The 15,696-nt window shown below is 71.2% G+C and carries 15 protein-coding genes and 1 pseudogene; 4 read left to right on the top strand and 12 right to left on the bottom strand.

The window, feature by feature from the left end:
• Position 1: 1 nt before the first annotated feature.
• From SCAB_RS03490 to SCAB_RS03470, 6 genes are all read right to left on the bottom strand, one after another.
• Positions 2–1,195: a T4 RnlA family RNA ligase gene (locus SCAB_RS03490; RefSeq protein WP_012998670.1), complete on the bottom strand. Its 1,194-nt coding sequence runs from the start codon at positions 1,193–1,195 to the stop codon at positions 2–4.
• On the bottom strand, positions 1,132–1,506 hold the full coding sequence (locus tag SCAB_RS49350; RefSeq protein WP_078580290.1) for an HNH endonuclease: 375 nt from the start codon (positions 1,504–1,506) through the stop codon (positions 1,132–1,134). The genes SCAB_RS03490 and SCAB_RS49350 overlap by 64 nt, the downstream gene beginning before the upstream one ends.
• 90 nt (positions 1,507–1,596) lie before the next feature.
• Positions 1,597–2,034 (bottom strand): hypothetical protein, encoded by a 438-nt coding sequence (locus SCAB_RS44405; protein ID WP_148274174.1) that lies wholly within the window; start codon positions 2,032–2,034, stop codon positions 1,597–1,599.
• A gap of 6 nt (positions 2,035–2,040) precedes the next feature.
• On the bottom strand, positions 2,041–2,208 hold the full coding sequence (locus SCAB_RS03480; protein WP_012998668.1) for a hypothetical protein: 168 nt from the start codon (positions 2,206–2,208) through the stop codon (positions 2,041–2,043).
• Positions 2,209–2,377: 169 nt separating this feature from the next.
• Complete coding sequence (locus SCAB_RS03475) at positions 2,378–3,040, bottom strand: lysophospholipid acyltransferase family protein (RefSeq protein WP_012998667.1); 663 nt, start codon at positions 3,038–3,040, stop codon at positions 2,378–2,380.
• A 74-nt stretch (positions 3,041–3,114) separates the two neighbouring features.
• On the bottom strand, positions 3,115–3,975 hold the full coding sequence (locus SCAB_RS03470) for a methyltransferase (RefSeq protein ID WP_012998666.1): 861 nt from the start codon (positions 3,973–3,975) through the stop codon (positions 3,115–3,117).
• A gap of 183 nt (positions 3,976–4,158) precedes the next feature.
• Between SCAB_RS03470 and SCAB_RS03465 the strand changes: the two genes are divergently transcribed.
• From SCAB_RS03465 to SCAB_RS03450, 4 genes and pseudogenes are all read left to right on the top strand, one after another.
• Positions 4,159–4,656 (top strand): DUF2975 domain-containing protein, encoded by a 498-nt coding sequence (locus SCAB_RS03465; protein ID WP_012998665.1) that lies wholly within the window; start codon positions 4,159–4,161, stop codon positions 4,654–4,656.
• Positions 4,656–4,859 (top strand): helix-turn-helix domain-containing protein, encoded by a 204-nt coding sequence (locus SCAB_RS03460; protein WP_012998664.1) that lies wholly within the window; start codon positions 4,656–4,658, stop codon positions 4,857–4,859. Before SCAB_RS03465 ends, SCAB_RS03460 begins: the two co-directional genes overlap by 1 nt.
• Complete coding sequence (locus SCAB_RS03455) at positions 4,856–5,359, top strand: HAD domain-containing protein (RefSeq protein ID WP_037726647.1); 504 nt, start codon at positions 4,856–4,858, stop codon at positions 5,357–5,359. The genes SCAB_RS03460 and SCAB_RS03455 overlap by 4 nt, the downstream gene beginning before the upstream one ends.
• Before the next feature lie 271 nt (positions 5,360–5,630).
• Positions 5,631–6,727 (top strand): annotated as a pseudogene (locus SCAB_RS03450) (RNA-guided endonuclease InsQ/TnpB family protein).
• Positions 6,728–6,784: 57 nt separating this feature from the next.
• Here SCAB_RS03450 and SCAB_RS03445 read toward each other — a convergent pair.
• The 6 genes from SCAB_RS03445 to SCAB_RS03420 all read right to left on the bottom strand — a co-directional run bounded on the left by SCAB_RS03445 (position 6,785) and on the right by SCAB_RS03420 (position 15,601).
• The gene (locus tag SCAB_RS03445) at positions 6,785–8,533 is read right to left on the bottom strand and encodes an RICIN domain-containing protein (RefSeq protein WP_012998662.1); all 1,749 of its coding nucleotides are present in this window, start codon (positions 8,531–8,533) and stop codon (positions 6,785–6,787) included.
• A 125-nt stretch (positions 8,534–8,658) separates the two neighbouring features.
• Positions 8,659–10,800, bottom strand: coding sequence for a beta-galactosidase (locus tag SCAB_RS03440; protein WP_037726645.1), 2,142 nt, complete (start codon positions 10,798–10,800; stop codon positions 8,659–8,661).
• 54 nt (positions 10,801–10,854) lie between these two features.
• Positions 10,855–11,784, bottom strand: a complete 930-nt coding sequence (locus SCAB_RS03435; protein WP_012998660.1) for a carbohydrate ABC transporter permease — start codon at positions 11,782–11,784, stop codon at positions 10,855–10,857.
• Entirely contained in the window at positions 11,781–12,698 is a 918-nt protein-coding gene (locus SCAB_RS03430; RefSeq protein ID WP_012998659.1) for a carbohydrate ABC transporter permease, read from the bottom strand. The genes SCAB_RS03435 and SCAB_RS03430 overlap by 4 nt, the downstream gene beginning before the upstream one ends.
• A 1-nt stretch (position 12,699) precedes the next feature.
• Positions 12,700–14,094, bottom strand: a complete 1,395-nt coding sequence (locus SCAB_RS03425) for an ABC transporter substrate-binding protein (RefSeq protein WP_012998658.1) — start codon at positions 14,092–14,094, stop codon at positions 12,700–12,702.
• Positions 14,095–14,461: 367 nt separating this feature from the next.
• Positions 14,462–15,601, bottom strand: a complete 1,140-nt coding sequence (locus SCAB_RS03420) for a LacI family DNA-binding transcriptional regulator (RefSeq protein WP_049875835.1) — start codon at positions 15,599–15,601, stop codon at positions 14,462–14,464.
• Between the last annotated feature and the right edge of the window lie 95 nt (positions 15,602–15,696).

Genomic DNA, 15,696 nt, shown 5'->3' with positions numbered 1-15,696 from the left:
GTCAGTTCTCCTCGTCGTTCTTGAAGGGGTCGGACGCCTCCGGCCGGGTGGAACGGTACGTCACGAGTTCGGTGGGCCGGTCGTCCAGGCGCAGGAACATCGCGGGGCGTACGGCGGCGTCGGGCAGCTCCCGCACCGCGCGGGCGAAGGCCCCGCGGTCGCCCGCGAGAGGGGCGAGGGCCCGGAACGCCTCGTCGATCGCCCGCTCGCGGTCCTCCACCTGCTTCTCGATGCCCGCGACGACCCCGCGCACCCAGGCGTCGAACTCGTCGGGGACCTGCTCCAGCAGCGCGTCCAGGGGCCTGCCGCCGGACGCGACGACGTCCTCGGCCGAGCAGTTCAGCGCCTGTGCCACCTGCTTGGCGGGCAGGCCGGCGAACCGCTGGATGCCGTGACCGCGCCAGATGTCCCGCTCGGTCACCCCGGTGAGCACCTTGTGGAGCCGTACGTACTCGGCGAACTTGGCCTTGGCACGGACACCCGAGGCGAAGCGCAGCACGAAGCCCTCCGCGTCGGTGCCGGTGGTGGCCCCGCCCTCCGGGAGCCGGTTGCCGTCCGTCATGGCCAGCAGTTCGGTGAGCGGCAGGGCGGGCCGGACGGTGACGACCGAGCCGATGCCGTGCCAGCCGGCCGCGGCCTCCGCCAGGGCGACCTCGGTGCCGTCCTTGGCGAACGCGGCCAGCAGGACCATGTCGCGCCGGTCGCCGTAGTCCACGACGATCCGGTTCTCCGGGTACAGGATCTCGGCGAGGTAGGTGACCCCCGGTACGAGTCCGGAGGTGTCGCTCCGGTCGAGCAGCCGCTGCGCCCAGGTCGCCTGCACACTGACGAACGACCCCTTGGACGCGACCCGCCACCGGCCCGCGTAGTGGAAGACCACGGCCAGGCTGCCGTCGACCTTGTCGTACACCTCGAACGGCTCGTCGGGGAGGCCGGGGGCGTACGGCTGACCGGACTCGTGCTCCCCGACGTTGAAGAACTTCGGCAGCGGCAGCGCGACGATCTCACCGGTGGTGTCGTCGGCCACGAGACCGCGGCAGCGGGTGGTCACGCGATTCCACACACGCTCGTACTGGCATGTCCTCGTGTACGTGAGGATGGAGATCGGCAGCGACGGATGGGCCTTGCGCGTCACGTGGCCGGCAACGATCGCCGTCTCAAGGTCACGGAGGCTGAACAGGTCAGAGAGCTGCATGGCAGCCTCCGTTGATGTCCTCGGACAATGCCGCGATCGACTTCTTCCCCATACAGCTCGATGATTTCTGCCGCCCACGCGACGAGATCACTTGCGCGTTGGCCCGATGGCCGGGACCTGACCCAGAGCTCAAGGTTTTCGGGCCGGTTGTCGAGCCGGTCGCCGTTCTTGTGGTGGGCGCTTTCCCCCGGCCGGAGAGCGCGGCCGAGCTTGTCGGCCAGGACCTTGCGGTGTTCGAGGATCCTGCCATGCCGATTGGCGTTGGGACGGCCTGGCGCGGAGATCCGCCTGAAGTGGTTTGGGGTGTGCATATGTAGATGGACAGCGGCGGTTCCGGGTGCGCCTTGCGCGTGACGTTCCCCGCTTCGAGCGCCGCCGCGAGCTCCTCCGGCGGCAGCAGCTCATGAAGAGTCAGGTGGGCCCGGCTCATGTGTTCCTCCCCTTGCTGGTCCCTGATTGTCACGCGGGGGAGGGGCCGCGAAAACCGAGTTTCTCGGTGCCCCGGCCTGTGGTGGCTGCCTAGCCTGTCGCTCCAGGAACTTGATCAGCCTGGTGTCGTTCCGCACCAGACGCTCCCGCTCGTCGGCGGGCAGCGAGGCCAGGGGATCGACGATGACCTCCGTGCGGGGCACGTGGACGAGTGAGCCGCAGTAGATCCGGCAGCCGTTGCACCACGCGAGCCCGATGCGCCGCTCGTACCAGACGGACTCGGGCGGGTAGAACCGGTACTTGTACGAGCGGACGGGCGTCCCGCAGTCGGCGCAGATCCGCCGGTCCCCGTCGGCGACCGACGCATCGCCGCCGACCGCCATCGGTGGTGGTAGCGGCGGCAGTGGCACGAACGCTCAGCGGGCTCTCGTCTCCGCCTCGTGCGTCACCTCCCGCTGGGACAGCGTCAGGCGTGGCCCGTCACGGATGTCCCGTCGCATCTGCCGGTCGTGCGTGGCCACGACCACGGCGGCCTCCGTGGCACGCAGGGCCTCCGTCAACTCGTCGACGAGGGCGATCGACACGTGGTTGGTGGGCTCGTCCAGCAGCAGGACGTGCGGTTGCGTGGCGAGCGCCGGAGCAAGGCCGAGACGGCGCTGCTGAGAAGGGGGCCGGGGTGTCCCCGTCGAGGTCGACGTGGACGTGGCAGGTGGCGCGCATCGGGTTGCCGCCGCAGTCGGCGGGCCACGGCCGCTACGCGGCGAGCGCGGCCGGTTCGCCGAGGTGGGCGGCGGCCGTGCGCCAGGCGGCCGTCACCGCGGCATGCGCCCGCCGGGTGTCCGCGGTGTGGCCGCCGGTGAGGGTGAGCGGCGCCCCGACGTGGACGTGCAGGCCGGGGCGGCGCAGCGGGGCGGTGACCAGCCCCGCGAGCTGCTTGGCTGTGCTGCCCGACGTGATCCGGCGGGCGCCTGCCTGGCCGACCGGGACGACGGGCGCGCCGGTACGCGCGGCGAGCCGGGCCAGGCCGCTGCGGAAGGCCCGGGGCGCGGCCTCGGCGGAGTCCGGGCGCGACGGGATCCCGCCCTCGGCGTAGATGAGGACCGTCCGCCCGCTCTCCAGCGCGGCGGCAGCGAGGTCGAGCGCGTCGGCGGCGCGCGGGTCGCCCCGGTACACGGGCACGTACCCCTCGCGGGAGAGGGCATGGCCGAGCAGGGGGATGCGCCACAGGCCCGCGGCGCCCAGGGCGACCGGCCGGACGCCGAGCCGGTGCAGCGCGGCGAGCACGACGGCGGGATCGGCGAGCGAGGTGTGGTTGGCGACGACGATGCTGCCCGGCGCCACCTCGGATCCGGCGTCGACGGTCACCGTGAGACGTCCGACTGCGGGGACGAGGACATCGGCGAGGCGGCTGAACATGGGGTCTCCCGGGCTTGACGAGGCAGGACCCCATCCTCGGCCGCGCCCGCCGCACCGGTCCTGAGTGCCCGTACTCAATCGCCGGCGTGCCCGTACCCAGACGGCACCGGCCTGCGTCCCCAGGCCGAGATCATCGGGGAGGTCGCGAGGTCCAGCTCGCCCGCCGCGACGTGGGCGAGGTGGGTGTCGATCTCCACGGGTGTCGCATGGCCCCCGGCCACCAGCCGGTCGCGGACCTGCCGCACGGTGGCCGCCTCCAGCGCCGAGCAGGCCGGGCCGGAGACGGGGAAGTAGGCGTCCGCCCGGACGTCGGTCAGCCCCGCCTCGCGCAGCAGCCGGGGCAGACGGCGGCCGTAGGACAGCTCCGCCCCGCTTTCGGCGAGGAGCGCGCGGAAGCCGTGGCGGAGCTTGTTGGCCAGCCGCTGCGCGGGGCCGGACTCGTCGGGGCAGATCAGCGGCTGGAGCGCGGGGTCGGCGTCCTCCAGCAGCAGCCACCCGCCGGGCCGCAGGGCCTCGGTCATCACGCGCAGGGCCCGCTCGCGGTCGGCGACGTGGACGAGGACCAGCCGGGCGTGCACCAGGTCGAAGGGGCCCGGCGGGGGCTCGTCGACGGCGACGTCGTGGCGGCGCAGCTCGACCTGCGGCGCCGTCGCGGCCGTCATCCACGAGGTGTCGATGTCGGTCGCCAGGACGTGCCCCGTGGGCCCGACCCGCTCGGCGAGACCCCGCACCACCGAGGAACCGCCGGCGCCCACCTCCCAGCAGCGCCGGCCGGGCTCGATCCCGAGGTCGTCGACGTGCCGGAAGGTGGAGGCGTCGAACAGGGCGGCGAGAGCGTCGAAGCGCTCGCCCGCCTCGGCCTGCCGGTTGTCGAGGAGATATCCGTCGTCCGTGTGTCCGTCGTCCGTGTGTCCGCCGTCCGCGCTCTGGCTCATCCCCCGATCATGGCACCGCCCGTTTCGGCCGAGGTCCTCGCCCACCTGCGCACGCGGGCCTCGCGACACGCTCGGCGCACCGGCGGGCCCTGGTTCGATCCGCTGCCCCACGGGGCCCGACCGCTTGCCGAGGCTATCGACATTCGATAGATTCCTATCGTTGTTCGGTCGCGGGAGGGTGTCATGGGGAAGCTGACGGTGCTGGCGTTGCGTGCCGTGATCGTGGGGCTGTTCGTCGGTTCGCTGTTCGTGCAGGGGGTGATGGTGCCGCTGCTGGCCGCGGATCTGGACGGTCTCGGCGCGGAGGCGGCGCAGGTGCGCACGCCGGTCCTCGTGATCGTGGTGCTGGGGGTGGTGACGGTCCAGGTCGTCCTGGTCTGCGTGTGGCGGCTGGTGACGATGGTCCGGCGGGAGACGGTCTTCTCCCAGGCGGCTTTCCGCTACGTGCACGGGGTGATCGGCGCGATGGTCGCGGCGGCGGTCCTGGTGTTCGCGCTCGGCGTGGTCCTGGCGCCCGGCGAGGCCGTGGCCCCGGGGGTCGTGCTCCTGCTGGGCGGCGTGTCCCTCGCGGTGCTGGGGATGGCGCTCATCGTCCTCGTCCTGCGCATGCTGCTCGCCAAGGCCGTCACCCGCGACATCGAGGCCACGCACCTGCGGGCCGAGCTGGCCGAGGTCATCTGATGCCGGTCGCCGTCGACATCGACGTGATGCCGGCCAAGCGGAAGATGTCCGTGGGCGACCTCGCGGACCGTGTGGGGATCGCCCCCGCCAACCTGGCGGTGCTCAGGAACGGCCGAGCCGAGGCGGTCCGCTTCACCACCCTCGCCGCACTCTGCGAGGCACTCGAATGCCGGCCGGGGGACCTGCTGCGGTGGGAGTCATGACCGGTGGCGGGGGACGCCCGCTGCTCTTCCTGGACGTCGACGGAACGCTCCTGCCCTACGGCGGCGGGCGGCTCCCCTCGGCACCCGAGGAGTGGGTCGCCTGGCAGCACACGTCCAACCCCCAGCTGGCGAAGATCGACCTCACCCACGGCCCCCGCCTGCTGCGGCTGCCCTGCGAGCTGATGTGGGCCACCGCGTGGATGCACGACGCCAACGAGGTGGTGGCCCCGCTGCTCGGACTGCCGGCGCTCCCCGTCGTGGACCTGCCGGAGTGCCCGGAGGAGGACAGTGCCGATCTGCTGCACTGGAAGACCCGCGCCCTCGTCCGGGAGGCGGCCGGGCGGCCGTTCGTCTGGGTCGACGACGAGATCACCGGCCTCGACCGCGCCTGGGTGGCACGCCACCACCCGGGGCGGGCGCTCCTCCACCGCGTCACGTCCGAGGTGGGGATGACCGCCGCCGACTTCACCGTGATCCAGGCATGGGTGGCCGCCGCGTAGCGCGGCACCTCGTCGGACCTTGCCGGGCGCATGCCGGAGGGCGCGGGCTCTTGTCGTACGCGGGCCCGCGCCCTCCGGAGGGAACCGGGCCGCTACCGGGAATCATGCGCAGTGCTCGGGCCTTCAGGCCGGGGGTGAAGCAAATCTCGTGGCTGCGACGCGGAGCGTCGCGGTGTCGTTCCGGCGGAGCCGGACCCTGCTCTGTGACGGTGACGGGTCGTTCACATGTTCCCGGTGGCGACGTGGGTTCGATGTGCCTAGTGTGATCGTCATGCAGCTCAGGTACGCCTTCAGGTTGTGCCCGAACGCCGCTCAGCAGGCCGCGCTGGCCAGGGCGTTCGGGTGCGCCCGTGTCGTGTTCAACGACACGGTGCGCGCCCGGGAGGACGCCCGCAAGGCCGGGCAGCCGTTCCCGACGGCCGGTCACCTGTCCCGCAAGCTGATCACCGAGGCCAAGCAGACAGCCGGGCGGTCCTGGCTCGGCGAGGTCTCCGCGGTGGTGCTCCAGCAGTCCCTGCGGGACGCCGAGAGCGCGTACCGCAACTTCTTCGCCTCCCTCAAGGGCACCCGCAAGGGAGCGAAACTCGGCGCACCGCGGTTCAAGTCCCGCAAGGACACCCGGCAGTCGATCCGGTTCACCGCCAACGCCCGCTGGAGCATCACTGGCAGCGGCCGTCTGAACCTGCCGAAGATCGGCGCGGTGAAGGTGAAGTGGTCCCGCACGCTGCCCGCCACACCTTCCTCCGTCACCGTCGTCAAGGACGCGGCCGGCAGGTTTTTCGCTTCCTTCGTCATCGACACCGACCCCGCCGCCGACGCGGCACGGATGCCGGAGAGCGACCGCACCATCGGCATCGACCTCGGCCTCACCAGGCCCGCCTGAAGGTGGCCCGCGCCCATGCCAAGGTTGCTGACGCACGCCGTGAGTTCCACCACCAGCCCTCCCACAGGCTGATCTCCGAGAACCAAGGGATCGCCGTGGAGGACCTGTCGGTGGCGGGACTGGCACGCACCCGCCTGGCCAGGTCCGTGCACGACGCCGGATGGTCCTCGTTCGTGAACATGCTGGAGTACAAAGCAGCACGGTACGGCCGCACCCTGGTGAAGATCGGCCGGTTCACCCCGACCTCCCAGACCTGCCACGCCTGCGGCACCGTGGACGGGCCCAAACCCCTCGACGTGAGGGAATGGACCTGCACCGCCTGCGGCACCCTCCACGACCGGGACCGCAACGCCGCACTCAACATCAAAACGGCCGCCGGACTGGCGGTATCAGCCTGCGGAGCGCCGGTAGGACCAGGAGCAGTCCCGGCACAGCGCGAAGAAACAGGAAGCCACGGATTCTCCACCGGAAACCGTGCCGCGTAGCGGCACAGCAACCGGCGGAGAAGGCCAGAATCCTTGCCCTTCAGGGCGAGGAGCATGTCAAGGAGTGAGCTTCCAGTCCTGGGAGCCGTCCGTGGTCGCGTTCTGCAGGGTCAGGGGTGCGTCGGGGGACGCGCCCGTCAGGTAGAGGCTCTTGTTCCTGGCCGACTGCAGCTTGACGTGACCGTCCGCGGACTGGACGACGTTCCACGTGCCCGCGGCGCTGTCGTCGACCCACTGGCCGATCCGCTGGCCGGCGGTCGCGCTGCCCGTCCAGACGGACGCCGCCCGGCCGCCCGACTTGTTCAGCAGGGTCACCGCGCCGTCGGACTTGGTGACGACGTGCCAGTACTGGGTGGCCGGGTCGGCGGCCGTCCCGGCGTCCTCCAGGACCACGTCGGGGACGTCGGCGTTGCCGAGGTTCGCGTCGGTGGTGTTGTTGCCCGTGCCGATCACCTGCCCGGTCTTCCGGTTCACCAACTGCTTGTAGGCGCCCGCGGAGTGGCCCAGGTCGATCTCCGCGAACGCGATGACCGACGTGCCCTGGTTGTTGAGGATCACCACGCGGCCGGTGTCGTCCACGTACTGCAGGTTGCGGCTGTAGCCGGCCCGCGAGGTCGTCTGGTACTCCTTCCACACGCCGTCGGAGCGTCCGCTCTCGTTGACCCAGACGCTGCCGCTGTTGGCGGCGTTGTAGACCAGGCGTCCGTCCGGGAGCCCGATGACGACCGGGCTCCCGCCCTGCGCCAGGGGACGCGAACCGGCGACGACCGGCAGCGCGTCGACCCCCATGCCGGTGGGCGAGCCCTGGAAGAACTTCAGCGGGTCGTTCGCGATCCGGTACCGGGTGTTGGCCCCGCCGCCCCAGTACTCGTACGTCAGCAGCCACTTCTCGTCGGCCGTCGGGACGAGGGTCGTCATGCCGGGCCGGCCGCCGCCGATCTCCGTCTTGCCGCCGCCCATGTCCTCCGTCCTGCCGGCGATGTCGACGACCGGCTCGCTCCACTTCTTGCTCTTGCCGTTCCAGGTCTTGTGGACCAGGATCTGGCCGTGCGAGTCCTTGGCGGTGTCGTTCGCCGGGTCCGGTTTCGGGATCCCGGTCGCCGGGTCGAAGCCGACGTAGTCGTTCTCGTCGGAGTAGAAGCAGACCAGCTTGTTCTTGCGGACCATCAGGTACGGCTCCCACAGGGGATCCACCTGCTTGTACGTGTTCGCCTTGGCGATGTTCTGCCCGACCGCGCCCGCGCTGCCGCCCTGCCAGCCACCGGTCGCGACGACGTTGACGACCTTCCAGGTCACGCCGTTGTCGGTGCTGGAGTACAGGGCGATCGCCATGTCCTTGCGGTCACCGTCGTTGGACGGCGTCCAGTTCGGGTCGGCCGCCTTGTGCTCCTTGTAGTACTGGTCGTCGCCGGACACCACGCTCGCCAGCAGCAGCGTGCCCGCCTGCAGATCGCCGACGCGGTCCGGGAGCACGTACAGGAACGGGTTCGTCCAGTTGCTCGTGTACTTCGCGAACGCGGGGTCGTCGGAGAGGTACGCCGGGGCCTTGACCTCGGACAGCGGCTGCCAGGTCGTCCCGTCGTCGTCGCTCTTGTACACCGGCATGGTCTGGCGGTCGGCACTGCCTGTGGCCGTCACGACGGTGGACTTCTCGAACGACGCGACCAGGCGGCCGTTCGGCAGCTGCGCCGACTTGGGGTAGACCGCGCAGTTGCCGCGCCCCTTCAGGCAGGGCTCGCTGCCGAGCTGGTACACGGTCCCGCCCGTCGGGGCGTACGCCTGGGCGGTCAGGGGCATCGCCAGCATCGCCGACGCTCCGACGACACCTCCCAGCGCTCTGCCGAGTCTTCTTCTGTGCACAACCACTCCTTCGGGGATGGAACAGGACGGACGGTGGTCTCGGGCCCGGTGTCGGGCCCCGGTGTCGGGCCTCAGGCGTCGGTGTCGGTGGTGACGAGTACGCGCACGTCCCACGGCCCCAGCTCCAGCGGCGTTCCCGCCGGGAGGTCCGCGCCGGTCAGCGCGTCGGACAGGGGCACCGGGACGGGGACGCTCGCGGGCTCCCAGGCCCAGTTGTGGACGATGTGGACACGGCGTCCGTCGGGCGCGGTGCCGGTCGTCGCGGTGACGGTCTCCGGGAGGCCGCTCCAGGCGTGCCGGGCGTCCGGGGTCAGCCATGCGGCGAGGGCCCGGCCGAGACCGCGGCCGGGGACCGTGCCGACGTACGTGACCCGGCCCTCGCCGTGGCGGCGGGTGGTGACGGCCGGCCAGCGCCCGAAGTGCGGGTGGTCGTAGGTGACCAGCACATCGGCGTCGGTGAGGGTGAGGCCGTCCGCCCAGCGGGTCGCCGTGGCGTCCTCGGGGAGGCGCAGCGGACCGCCCGGCGCCGAACGGACCGGCACCTCCCGGGTGAGGTTGCTGAACTCGTCGTAGCCGACGCCCGCGGCCTCCGTCAGGCGCCCGGGAGCCCGTTCCGCGCGGGCGCGGGCCTCGTGGTCGGCGTAGCCGGTGCGCGGGCCGAGGACGAGGTGGCCACCCGCGTCGGCGTAGGCGGCGAGCCAGTCGAGGGTGGCGTCGGCGGCGACGTACAGCGCGGGGACGACGAGGACCGGGTGGCGGCGCACGGCCTCCTCCGGCGACAGGCCCTCGCGTTCGCCGCTCGGGTCGTGCAGTTGACGGGCGTGGACGATGCGGACCTGGCGGCCCGCCTCGAACGCGCCCCGGTAGAACGGGTCGAAGATGCGGTGGTAGGCGGCCGGGTCCGGCTCGCCGTCCGGGGTGGCGAGCGGCGGGTACTTCTGCATGAGCCACTTGCTGGGCGTCGAGTACACCATCGTGATGTCGGCGTCCGGTTCGAGACCGGCGACGAGCGGCCCCGCCGCCTCGAACTCCGCGCCGAGCCGCGCGAGTTCGGCGTACGTGCGGCCGGGCTGTCCGGTGTGCGGGAGGATGCCGCCCCAGTAGGTCTCGGCGCCGAAGTGCAGGGTGTGCCAGTGCCAGTACTCGATCATCCGCGCGCCGCGGGAGACGAGCGCCCAGGCGGCCTGCCGCCACTGGCCGTCGTAGCCGGGGCGGTTGTCCCACGCCATGCCGATCGAGCCGGCGTTGGTCTCGGTGACGAGGAACGGCTCCTGGAGGGAGGAGAACATCCAGTCGGCGGTCTGGTACAGCGACCACACGCCGGTGGTCTTCCACTTCTGCTCGTGGCCCTCGGGGGTGGGGTCCGGCAGGAGCAGGCCGTCCTGCATGTCGTAGTACGGGTTGCCGGAGGCGATGTCGAGGCGGTTGGTCAGCTCGTCGTCCTCCACGCCCTGACGGGTGTAGGAGATGCAGGTGGTGACGAACTGCTCGGGCGAGGCGTACTCGCGGACGAGGTCGGCCTGCCAGCCGATGAACTCGGTGACCTGCCGGGCCTGGAACTCCCGCCAGGCGACGTCGTACTGGGGCTGCTCGTTGCCGTCCGGCGTCCACAGGTCGGCCCAGGTGGAGAGCCGGTGGGACCAGTAGACCAGGCCCCACTCGCGGTTGAGGGTCTCCACGTCGCCGTACTTCTCGCGCAGATGGTCCACGAAGCGCTGGAAGACACCGTGGTTGTGGAAGAGGTGCAGCCCGGGTTCGTTGTCGACCTGGAAGCCGATGACGGCGGGGTGGCCGGCGTACCGGCCGACGACCTTGCGAATGACCCGCTCGGCGTGGAAACGGAACGCCGGGTGGGTGAAGTCGATCTCCTGGCGTGCGCCCCAGCCCATGCGCTCACCGGTGCGCCGCTCGGCCGTGATCTCCGGGTACTGCCGGGCCAGCCACGGCGGGGCCGCGTAGGTCGGGGTGCCGAGCACGACCGAGATGCCCCGCTCGTGGGCCCCGTCCAGCACGGGCTGGAGCCAGTCGAGGTCGAACGTCCCGTTCTCCGGCTCCCAGGTGGACCACACCGACTCGCCGACCCGGATGACGGAGACATGCGCGTCGGCCATCAGGTCCAGGTCGGTCTTGAGGCGTTCGGCGGGCTGTTCGTACGGCTGGTACTCGTGGTAGTACGCGGCACCGAACAGCACGCGGTCAGGCAGAGCCGCCATGAAGAAGAACCTCCGAGAGAAAGAGTGGGGGGAGTGGTACGCGGGCCGGTGGCCCTACTGCTTGACGCCGCCGGCGGCCAGACCGCTCTGCCAGTACCGCTGGAGCATGAGGAAGGCCACGACCAGCGGGACGATCGAGATCAGGGAGCCGGTCACGACCAGGGCGAGCAGGTCGCTGCTGGCGCCGGCCCCGCCGTTCTGCGCCTGCGCGGCCCAGGAGGCCAGGCCGACCGTGATCGGGTACAGATCCGGGTCGTTGAGCATGATCAGCGGCAGGAAGTAGTTGTTCCAGGTCGCCACCAGCGTGAACAGCAGGACCGTCACCACTCCGGGAGCCATCAGCCGCAGGGCGATCCCGAAGAAGATCCGGGCCTCCCCGGCGCCGTCGATCCGGGCGGCCTCCAGGATGCTGTCGGGGACGGAGTCCGCGGCGTAGACGCGCATCAGATAGAGGCCGAACGGGTTCACCAGCGAGGGCAGGATGATCGCCCAGGGGGTGTTGGCCAGACCCGCCTGCGCGAACAGCAGATAGGTCGGGATGGCCAGCGCGGTCGTGGGCACCATGACCGCGCCGAGGACCAGGTTGAAGGCGAGACGGTCGCCGCGGAAGCGGTACTTGGCGAAGCCGTATCCGGCGGCGGCCGCCAGCAGCGCGGCCCCGACCGAGCTGACCCCGGCGTAGAGGACCGTGTTCAGCAGCCAGCGCACGAAGACCCCGTCGCTCTGGGTGAAGGTCTCCTTGATGTTCGTCAGCAGCTGCGGGGCGTCCGAGAACCACAGGCCGAAACTGTTGAACAGATCCTGTGTGCTCTTGGTCGAGGCGATCAGCAGCCAGAAGAGGGGAAGCAGGAAGTACGCCAGGGCGGCCAGCATGGCGATCGTCAGCGGGGTGCTGCGGCGCTCCGGGCGGCTCTTGCGGTACGCGAGGCGTGCCGGCTTCTTCGCCGCCGCGGTGACCGTGGGCGCGGGGGTGGTCGTCGTCATGGTGTCCTCCTGCGGTTCGCCGTGAGCAGGACGCCGTAGGAGGCGATCACGATGACGAGGCCGAGGAGGAAGGACACCGTGGCCGCGTAGTTGACCTGCTGGCCGGTGAAGGCGAGCGTGTAGGCGTAGAGGTTGGCGGTGTACGAGCTGCTGATCACGTCCGGGGCGAGGTCCTTGAGCAGCTTCGGCTCGTTGAACAGCTGGAAGCTGCCGATCACGGAGAACAGCAGGGTGAGCAGCAACGCCGGGCGGAGCGCCGGGAGTTTGATCGACCAGGCGATGCGCCAGGCCCCGGCGCCGTCCATCGCGGCCGCCTCGTACAGCTCGGACGGGACCGTGCGCAGGGCGGCGTACAGGATGATCATGTTGTAGCCGACGAACTCCCAGGTCACGATGTTCGCGAGGCTGCCGAGCATCCAGCTCTCGCCGAGGAAGTTCGGGACCGGCAGGTCCAGGTTGCGGCCCAGCTGGGCGAACGGCCCGAAGTCCGGGCCGTACAGGTAGCCCCACATCAGCGTGGCGACCACGCTGGGGACGGCGTAGGGGACGAAGATGCCCAGCTGGATGACACGGGACACGCGCAGCAGGCCGCTGTCGAGCGCGAGCGCGAACAGCAGGGCCAGCAGCAGCATCACGGGCACCTGCACCAGGAAGAACAGGGCGACGCGGCCCACTCCGTGCAGGAACTGGGAGTCGCCGAAGGCCTGGACGTAGTTGTCGAGGCCGACGAAGACCGTTCCGCCGATCAGCCGGGTCTGGAAGAGGCTCAGGTAGGCGGCGTACACCAGCGGCGCGAGGAACAGCAGCAGGAACAGCACCAGGAACGGGGCGACGAAGAGGGGTCCCGCCGAGCGGCGGCGCCGGGTGCCCCCGGGCCGCGAGCGGCCCGGGGCGGTGGCAGGGGTGGTGGCCATCTCAGGACCCCTTGACGGTGAAGCCCTGGCCCTTGGCGTACGTGGTCAGGCGGGACTGCCACTGGCCGAGGGCGGCGACCGTGTCCTTCTTGTCGGCGAGGGACTTGCCCACGGTCTCGGTCCAGTCGGTCGCCGCCTGGTCGAGGAACGGCGGCCACTGGAAGGAGGGGTCGACGGTGGCGCTGACGTCGGCGAAGACCTGGTTGACCTTCTGGCCGCCGTAGAAGGACGGCGCGTCGGACACGAAGTCCTGGTCGGCGAGCAGGGCCTTGGTCGCCGGGAAGAAGAACTGCTCGGTGGCGAACATCTTGGCGGTGGTGGGGTCGCTGTTGAGGAACTGCGCGAACACGGCCGCCGCGACGGGGTTCTTGGTGGAGCGGATGACGGCGGTGGTCGAGCCGCCCCAGTTGCCCGCGCTGGGCTTGGCCGCGTCCCACTGGGGGAGCGGGGCCGCGCGCCACTTGCCGGCGGTGGCCTTGGCCGAGCCGGAGAGGAAGGCCGGGCCCCAGGCGGCCGTGATCCAGGTGGCGTACTTGCCCTTGTTCAGCCCGGCGTACCAGCCGTCGGTGAAGTCCGGGTCGGTGCTGACCACGCCCTCCTTCGCCAGTCCGCCCCAGTACGCGCCGAGCTTCTTGGAGACGGCGTCGTCGACGCTGATGGTGATGTCGCCCTTGCCGGAGGTCGTGTAGGGCTTGGCGCCGGCCTGCCACAGCAGTCCGTGCCAGGCGGCGGGCTGGCTGGGCGCGAGGTTGGTGAGGTACACGTCCGGGTCGGCCTTGTGGAGCTTGCGGGCCGCCTCGGCGAACTCGTCCCAGGTGCCCGGCACGTCGATGCCGTGCTTGTCGAAGATGTCCTTGCGGTACAGCAGACCCATCGGCCCGGTGTCCTGCGGGATCGCCCAGACCTCGCCCTTGGCGCCGCTGACCTGGCCCCAGGTCCAGTCGACGAACCGGTCCTTGAGCTTGGCGGCGCCGTACGGCCGCAGGTCCAGCAGGCTGTCGGTGATGGTGAACGTCGGGATGGCCTGGTACTCGATCTGCACCATGTCCGGGGCGCCGCTGCCCGCCTTCAGAGCGGTACGCAGCTTGGTGTACTGCGGGGTGCCCTGGCCGGCGTTGACGACCTTGATCTTGACGGCCGGGTACTTCTTCTCGAAGAGCGCGATCTCCTTGGCGATGTTCGGGACCCACGTCCAGAACGTCAGCTCGGTCGGTGTCTTCATCGCCTTGTCGATGTCGGCCTGGCTGACCGGCTTGGCGCTGCCGGAGGAGCCGGAGGAGTCGTCACCGCCGCCGCAGGCGGTGAGGGCCGCCCCGAGCGACAGGGCACCCGTCGTGGTGAGGAAGAACCGACGGCTCATGGCGGACGAGGCGAAGGTGGACGCGTTTCTGGGCATGGTGAACTCCCGCCGGTGGCGATGGTGGCGGCACGCGTGATGACGGCGTGCGGAGATGTGGGAAAACCGAAGGGGCTGCCGCGAGGAACTGGTTCGAGGGCCCGTGGGCCGGTCCCGCGGCTGCGTGGTCGCGGCCGGGGCGCGTACCGGATGCTGCGGGTACGTGCTGGTACGGCGTCGGGTCGCGGCCGGATGGAGCGGGGCGAGTACCCGGGCGGGTGCGCGGAGTCGGCTCGGGCGCACTGCCCGGTGCGGGGCGGCCCGGATGCGGGGCGCGCCGGAGTGGCGGGGCGTGACGGGTACAGCGGCTCTGTCGGAGGGTCACGCGCCGGCCGTGCGTGGTGAACGTCCGGGTGGGCGGGCGGTGTCAGTGCTGTGGGGCGGCGCCTCCGGTCGGCTGCGAGGCGGGCGTGCCCACACGGACGCGGGGGGCGGCGCGCCGGCCGCGGGCCGGGGTCCTCCGGCTCGGCGGGGGCGCGGTCGAGGCGCGGACGACGAGGTCGACCGGTGGGTCGCTCGGCGGCAAGGGGTCCGTGCCCGGGTTCTCGATGGCGTGGACGAGACGTTTGAGTCCCTCCTGCGCCACGGCGTCGAACGGATGCCGCACCGTGGTCAGGGGAGGTGTCACATAGGCGGCGACGGGAATGTCGTCGAAGCCGACGACACTGATGTCCGCCGGAACCCGTCGCCCGGCCTCCGTCAGCGCCCGGATCAGACCGATGGCCATGTCGTCGTTGGCGGCGAAGACCGCGGTGACGTCACGGTTCCCGGCCAGCTCCCGTCCGGCCGCGTACCCGGACGCGGCCGACCAGTCGCCCCGGACGACCTCGGGAACGTCCCGCCCGTGTGCGGTGAGCGTCGCCCGCCACGCCTCCATGCGGTCCCTGGCGGCGTACCAGCGTTGCGGGCCCGCCAGATGATGGACCGTGGTGTGGCCCAGCTCCAGCAGATGCGCGGTGGCGGTGCGCGCCATCAGGTCGGCACCGTCCCCGGCGCTGAGCACGGTGGGCGCGGTGACGAACGGCGGTGCGCCGATGACCAGCACCGGCACGGTGACCCGCAGAGCCGCGTCGCCGCCCGCCGCCTCCTCTTCGATCGGCTCGGAGATGACGATGCCGTCCACGCCCTGGTCGAGCAGTGAGTCGACGGCTCCCGCGACACCGGCCGGATCGCCCTCCACGGTGTTGACCACGCGCAGCGCGTAGCCCGTGTCGCGGACGACCCGTTCGACCCCCATGAGCAGCGAGGCGGGACCGTACAGGGCTGTCCCGAGGGTGACCACCCCGATGGAGCGGGTCCGCCCCGAGGCGAGCGCCCGGGCGGCGTTGTTACGCCGGTATCCGAGCTGCTCGGCGGCCTCCGTGACCCTTCTGCGCACGTCCGCGGAGACGTACGGCTCGTCATTGAAGACCCTCGACACGGTCTTCTGCGAGACTCCGGCCAGCCTGGCGACATCCGTGCTGCTCGGCGCGGCGTGGCTGCCGCCCCGCCCTTGTCCTCGCGTCATGGTGCCCTCCCCGGTGACCGTCACGAACAGCCCAATGATGTCAGACAGCATTTCTGACTGCGCTGTCATGTCTGCGTAGTCATGTCTACGCAGTC

The organism is Streptomyces scabiei 87.22 (genome assembly GCF_000091305.1).
GTDB classification, from domain to species: Bacteria; Actinomycetota; Actinomycetes; order Streptomycetales; family Streptomycetaceae; genus Streptomyces; species Streptomyces scabiei.
Note: the sequence above shows the minus strand (reverse complement) of the source record. Positions and strands in the feature narration are given on the sequence as shown.

Bases quoted from the DNA above. Each gene is read 5' to 3' on its own strand.
- SCAB_RS03445 (WP_012998662.1), bottom strand. From the start codon at position 8,533: ATGCTGGCGATGCCCCTGACCGCCCAGGCGTACGCCCCGACGGGCGGG.
- SCAB_RS03470 (WP_012998666.1), bottom strand. From the start codon at position 3,975: ATGAGCCAGAGCGCGGACGGCGGACACACGGACGACGGACACACGGAC.
- SCAB_RS49350 (WP_078580290.1), bottom strand. From the start codon at position 1,506: ATGCACACCCCAAACCACTTCAGGCGGATCTCCGCGCCAGGCCGTCCC.
- SCAB_RS03435 (WP_012998660.1), bottom strand. From the start codon at position 11,784: ATGACGACGACCACCCCCGCGCCCACGGTCACCGCGGCGGCGAAGAAG.
- SCAB_RS03455 (WP_037726647.1), top strand. From the start codon at position 4,856: ATGACCGGTGGCGGGGGACGCCCGCTGCTCTTCCTGGACGTCGACGGA.
- SCAB_RS03490 (WP_012998670.1), bottom strand. From the start codon at position 1,195: ATGCAGCTCTCTGACCTGTTCAGCCTCCGTGACCTTGAGACGGCGATC.
- SCAB_RS03425 (WP_012998658.1), bottom strand. From the start codon at position 14,094: ATGCCCAGAAACGCGTCCACCTTCGCCTCGTCCGCCATGAGCCGTCGG.
- SCAB_RS03465 (WP_012998665.1), top strand. From the start codon at position 4,159: ATGGGGAAGCTGACGGTGCTGGCGTTGCGTGCCGTGATCGTGGGGCTG.
- SCAB_RS03420 (WP_049875835.1), bottom strand. From the start codon at position 15,601: ATGACGCGAGGACAAGGGCGGGGCGGCAGCCACGCCGCGCCGAGCAGC.
- SCAB_RS03460 (WP_012998664.1), top strand. From the start codon at position 4,656: ATGCCGGTCGCCGTCGACATCGACGTGATGCCGGCCAAGCGGAAGATG.
- SCAB_RS03440 (WP_037726645.1), bottom strand. From the start codon at position 10,800: ATGGCGGCTCTGCCTGACCGCGTGCTGTTCGGTGCCGCGTACTACCAC.
- SCAB_RS03475 (WP_012998667.1), bottom strand. From the start codon at position 3,040: ATGTTCAGCCGCCTCGCCGATGTCCTCGTCCCCGCAGTCGGACGTCTC.
- SCAB_RS03430 (WP_012998659.1), bottom strand. From the start codon at position 12,698: ATGGCCACCACCCCTGCCACCGCCCCGGGCCGCTCGCGGCCCGGGGGC.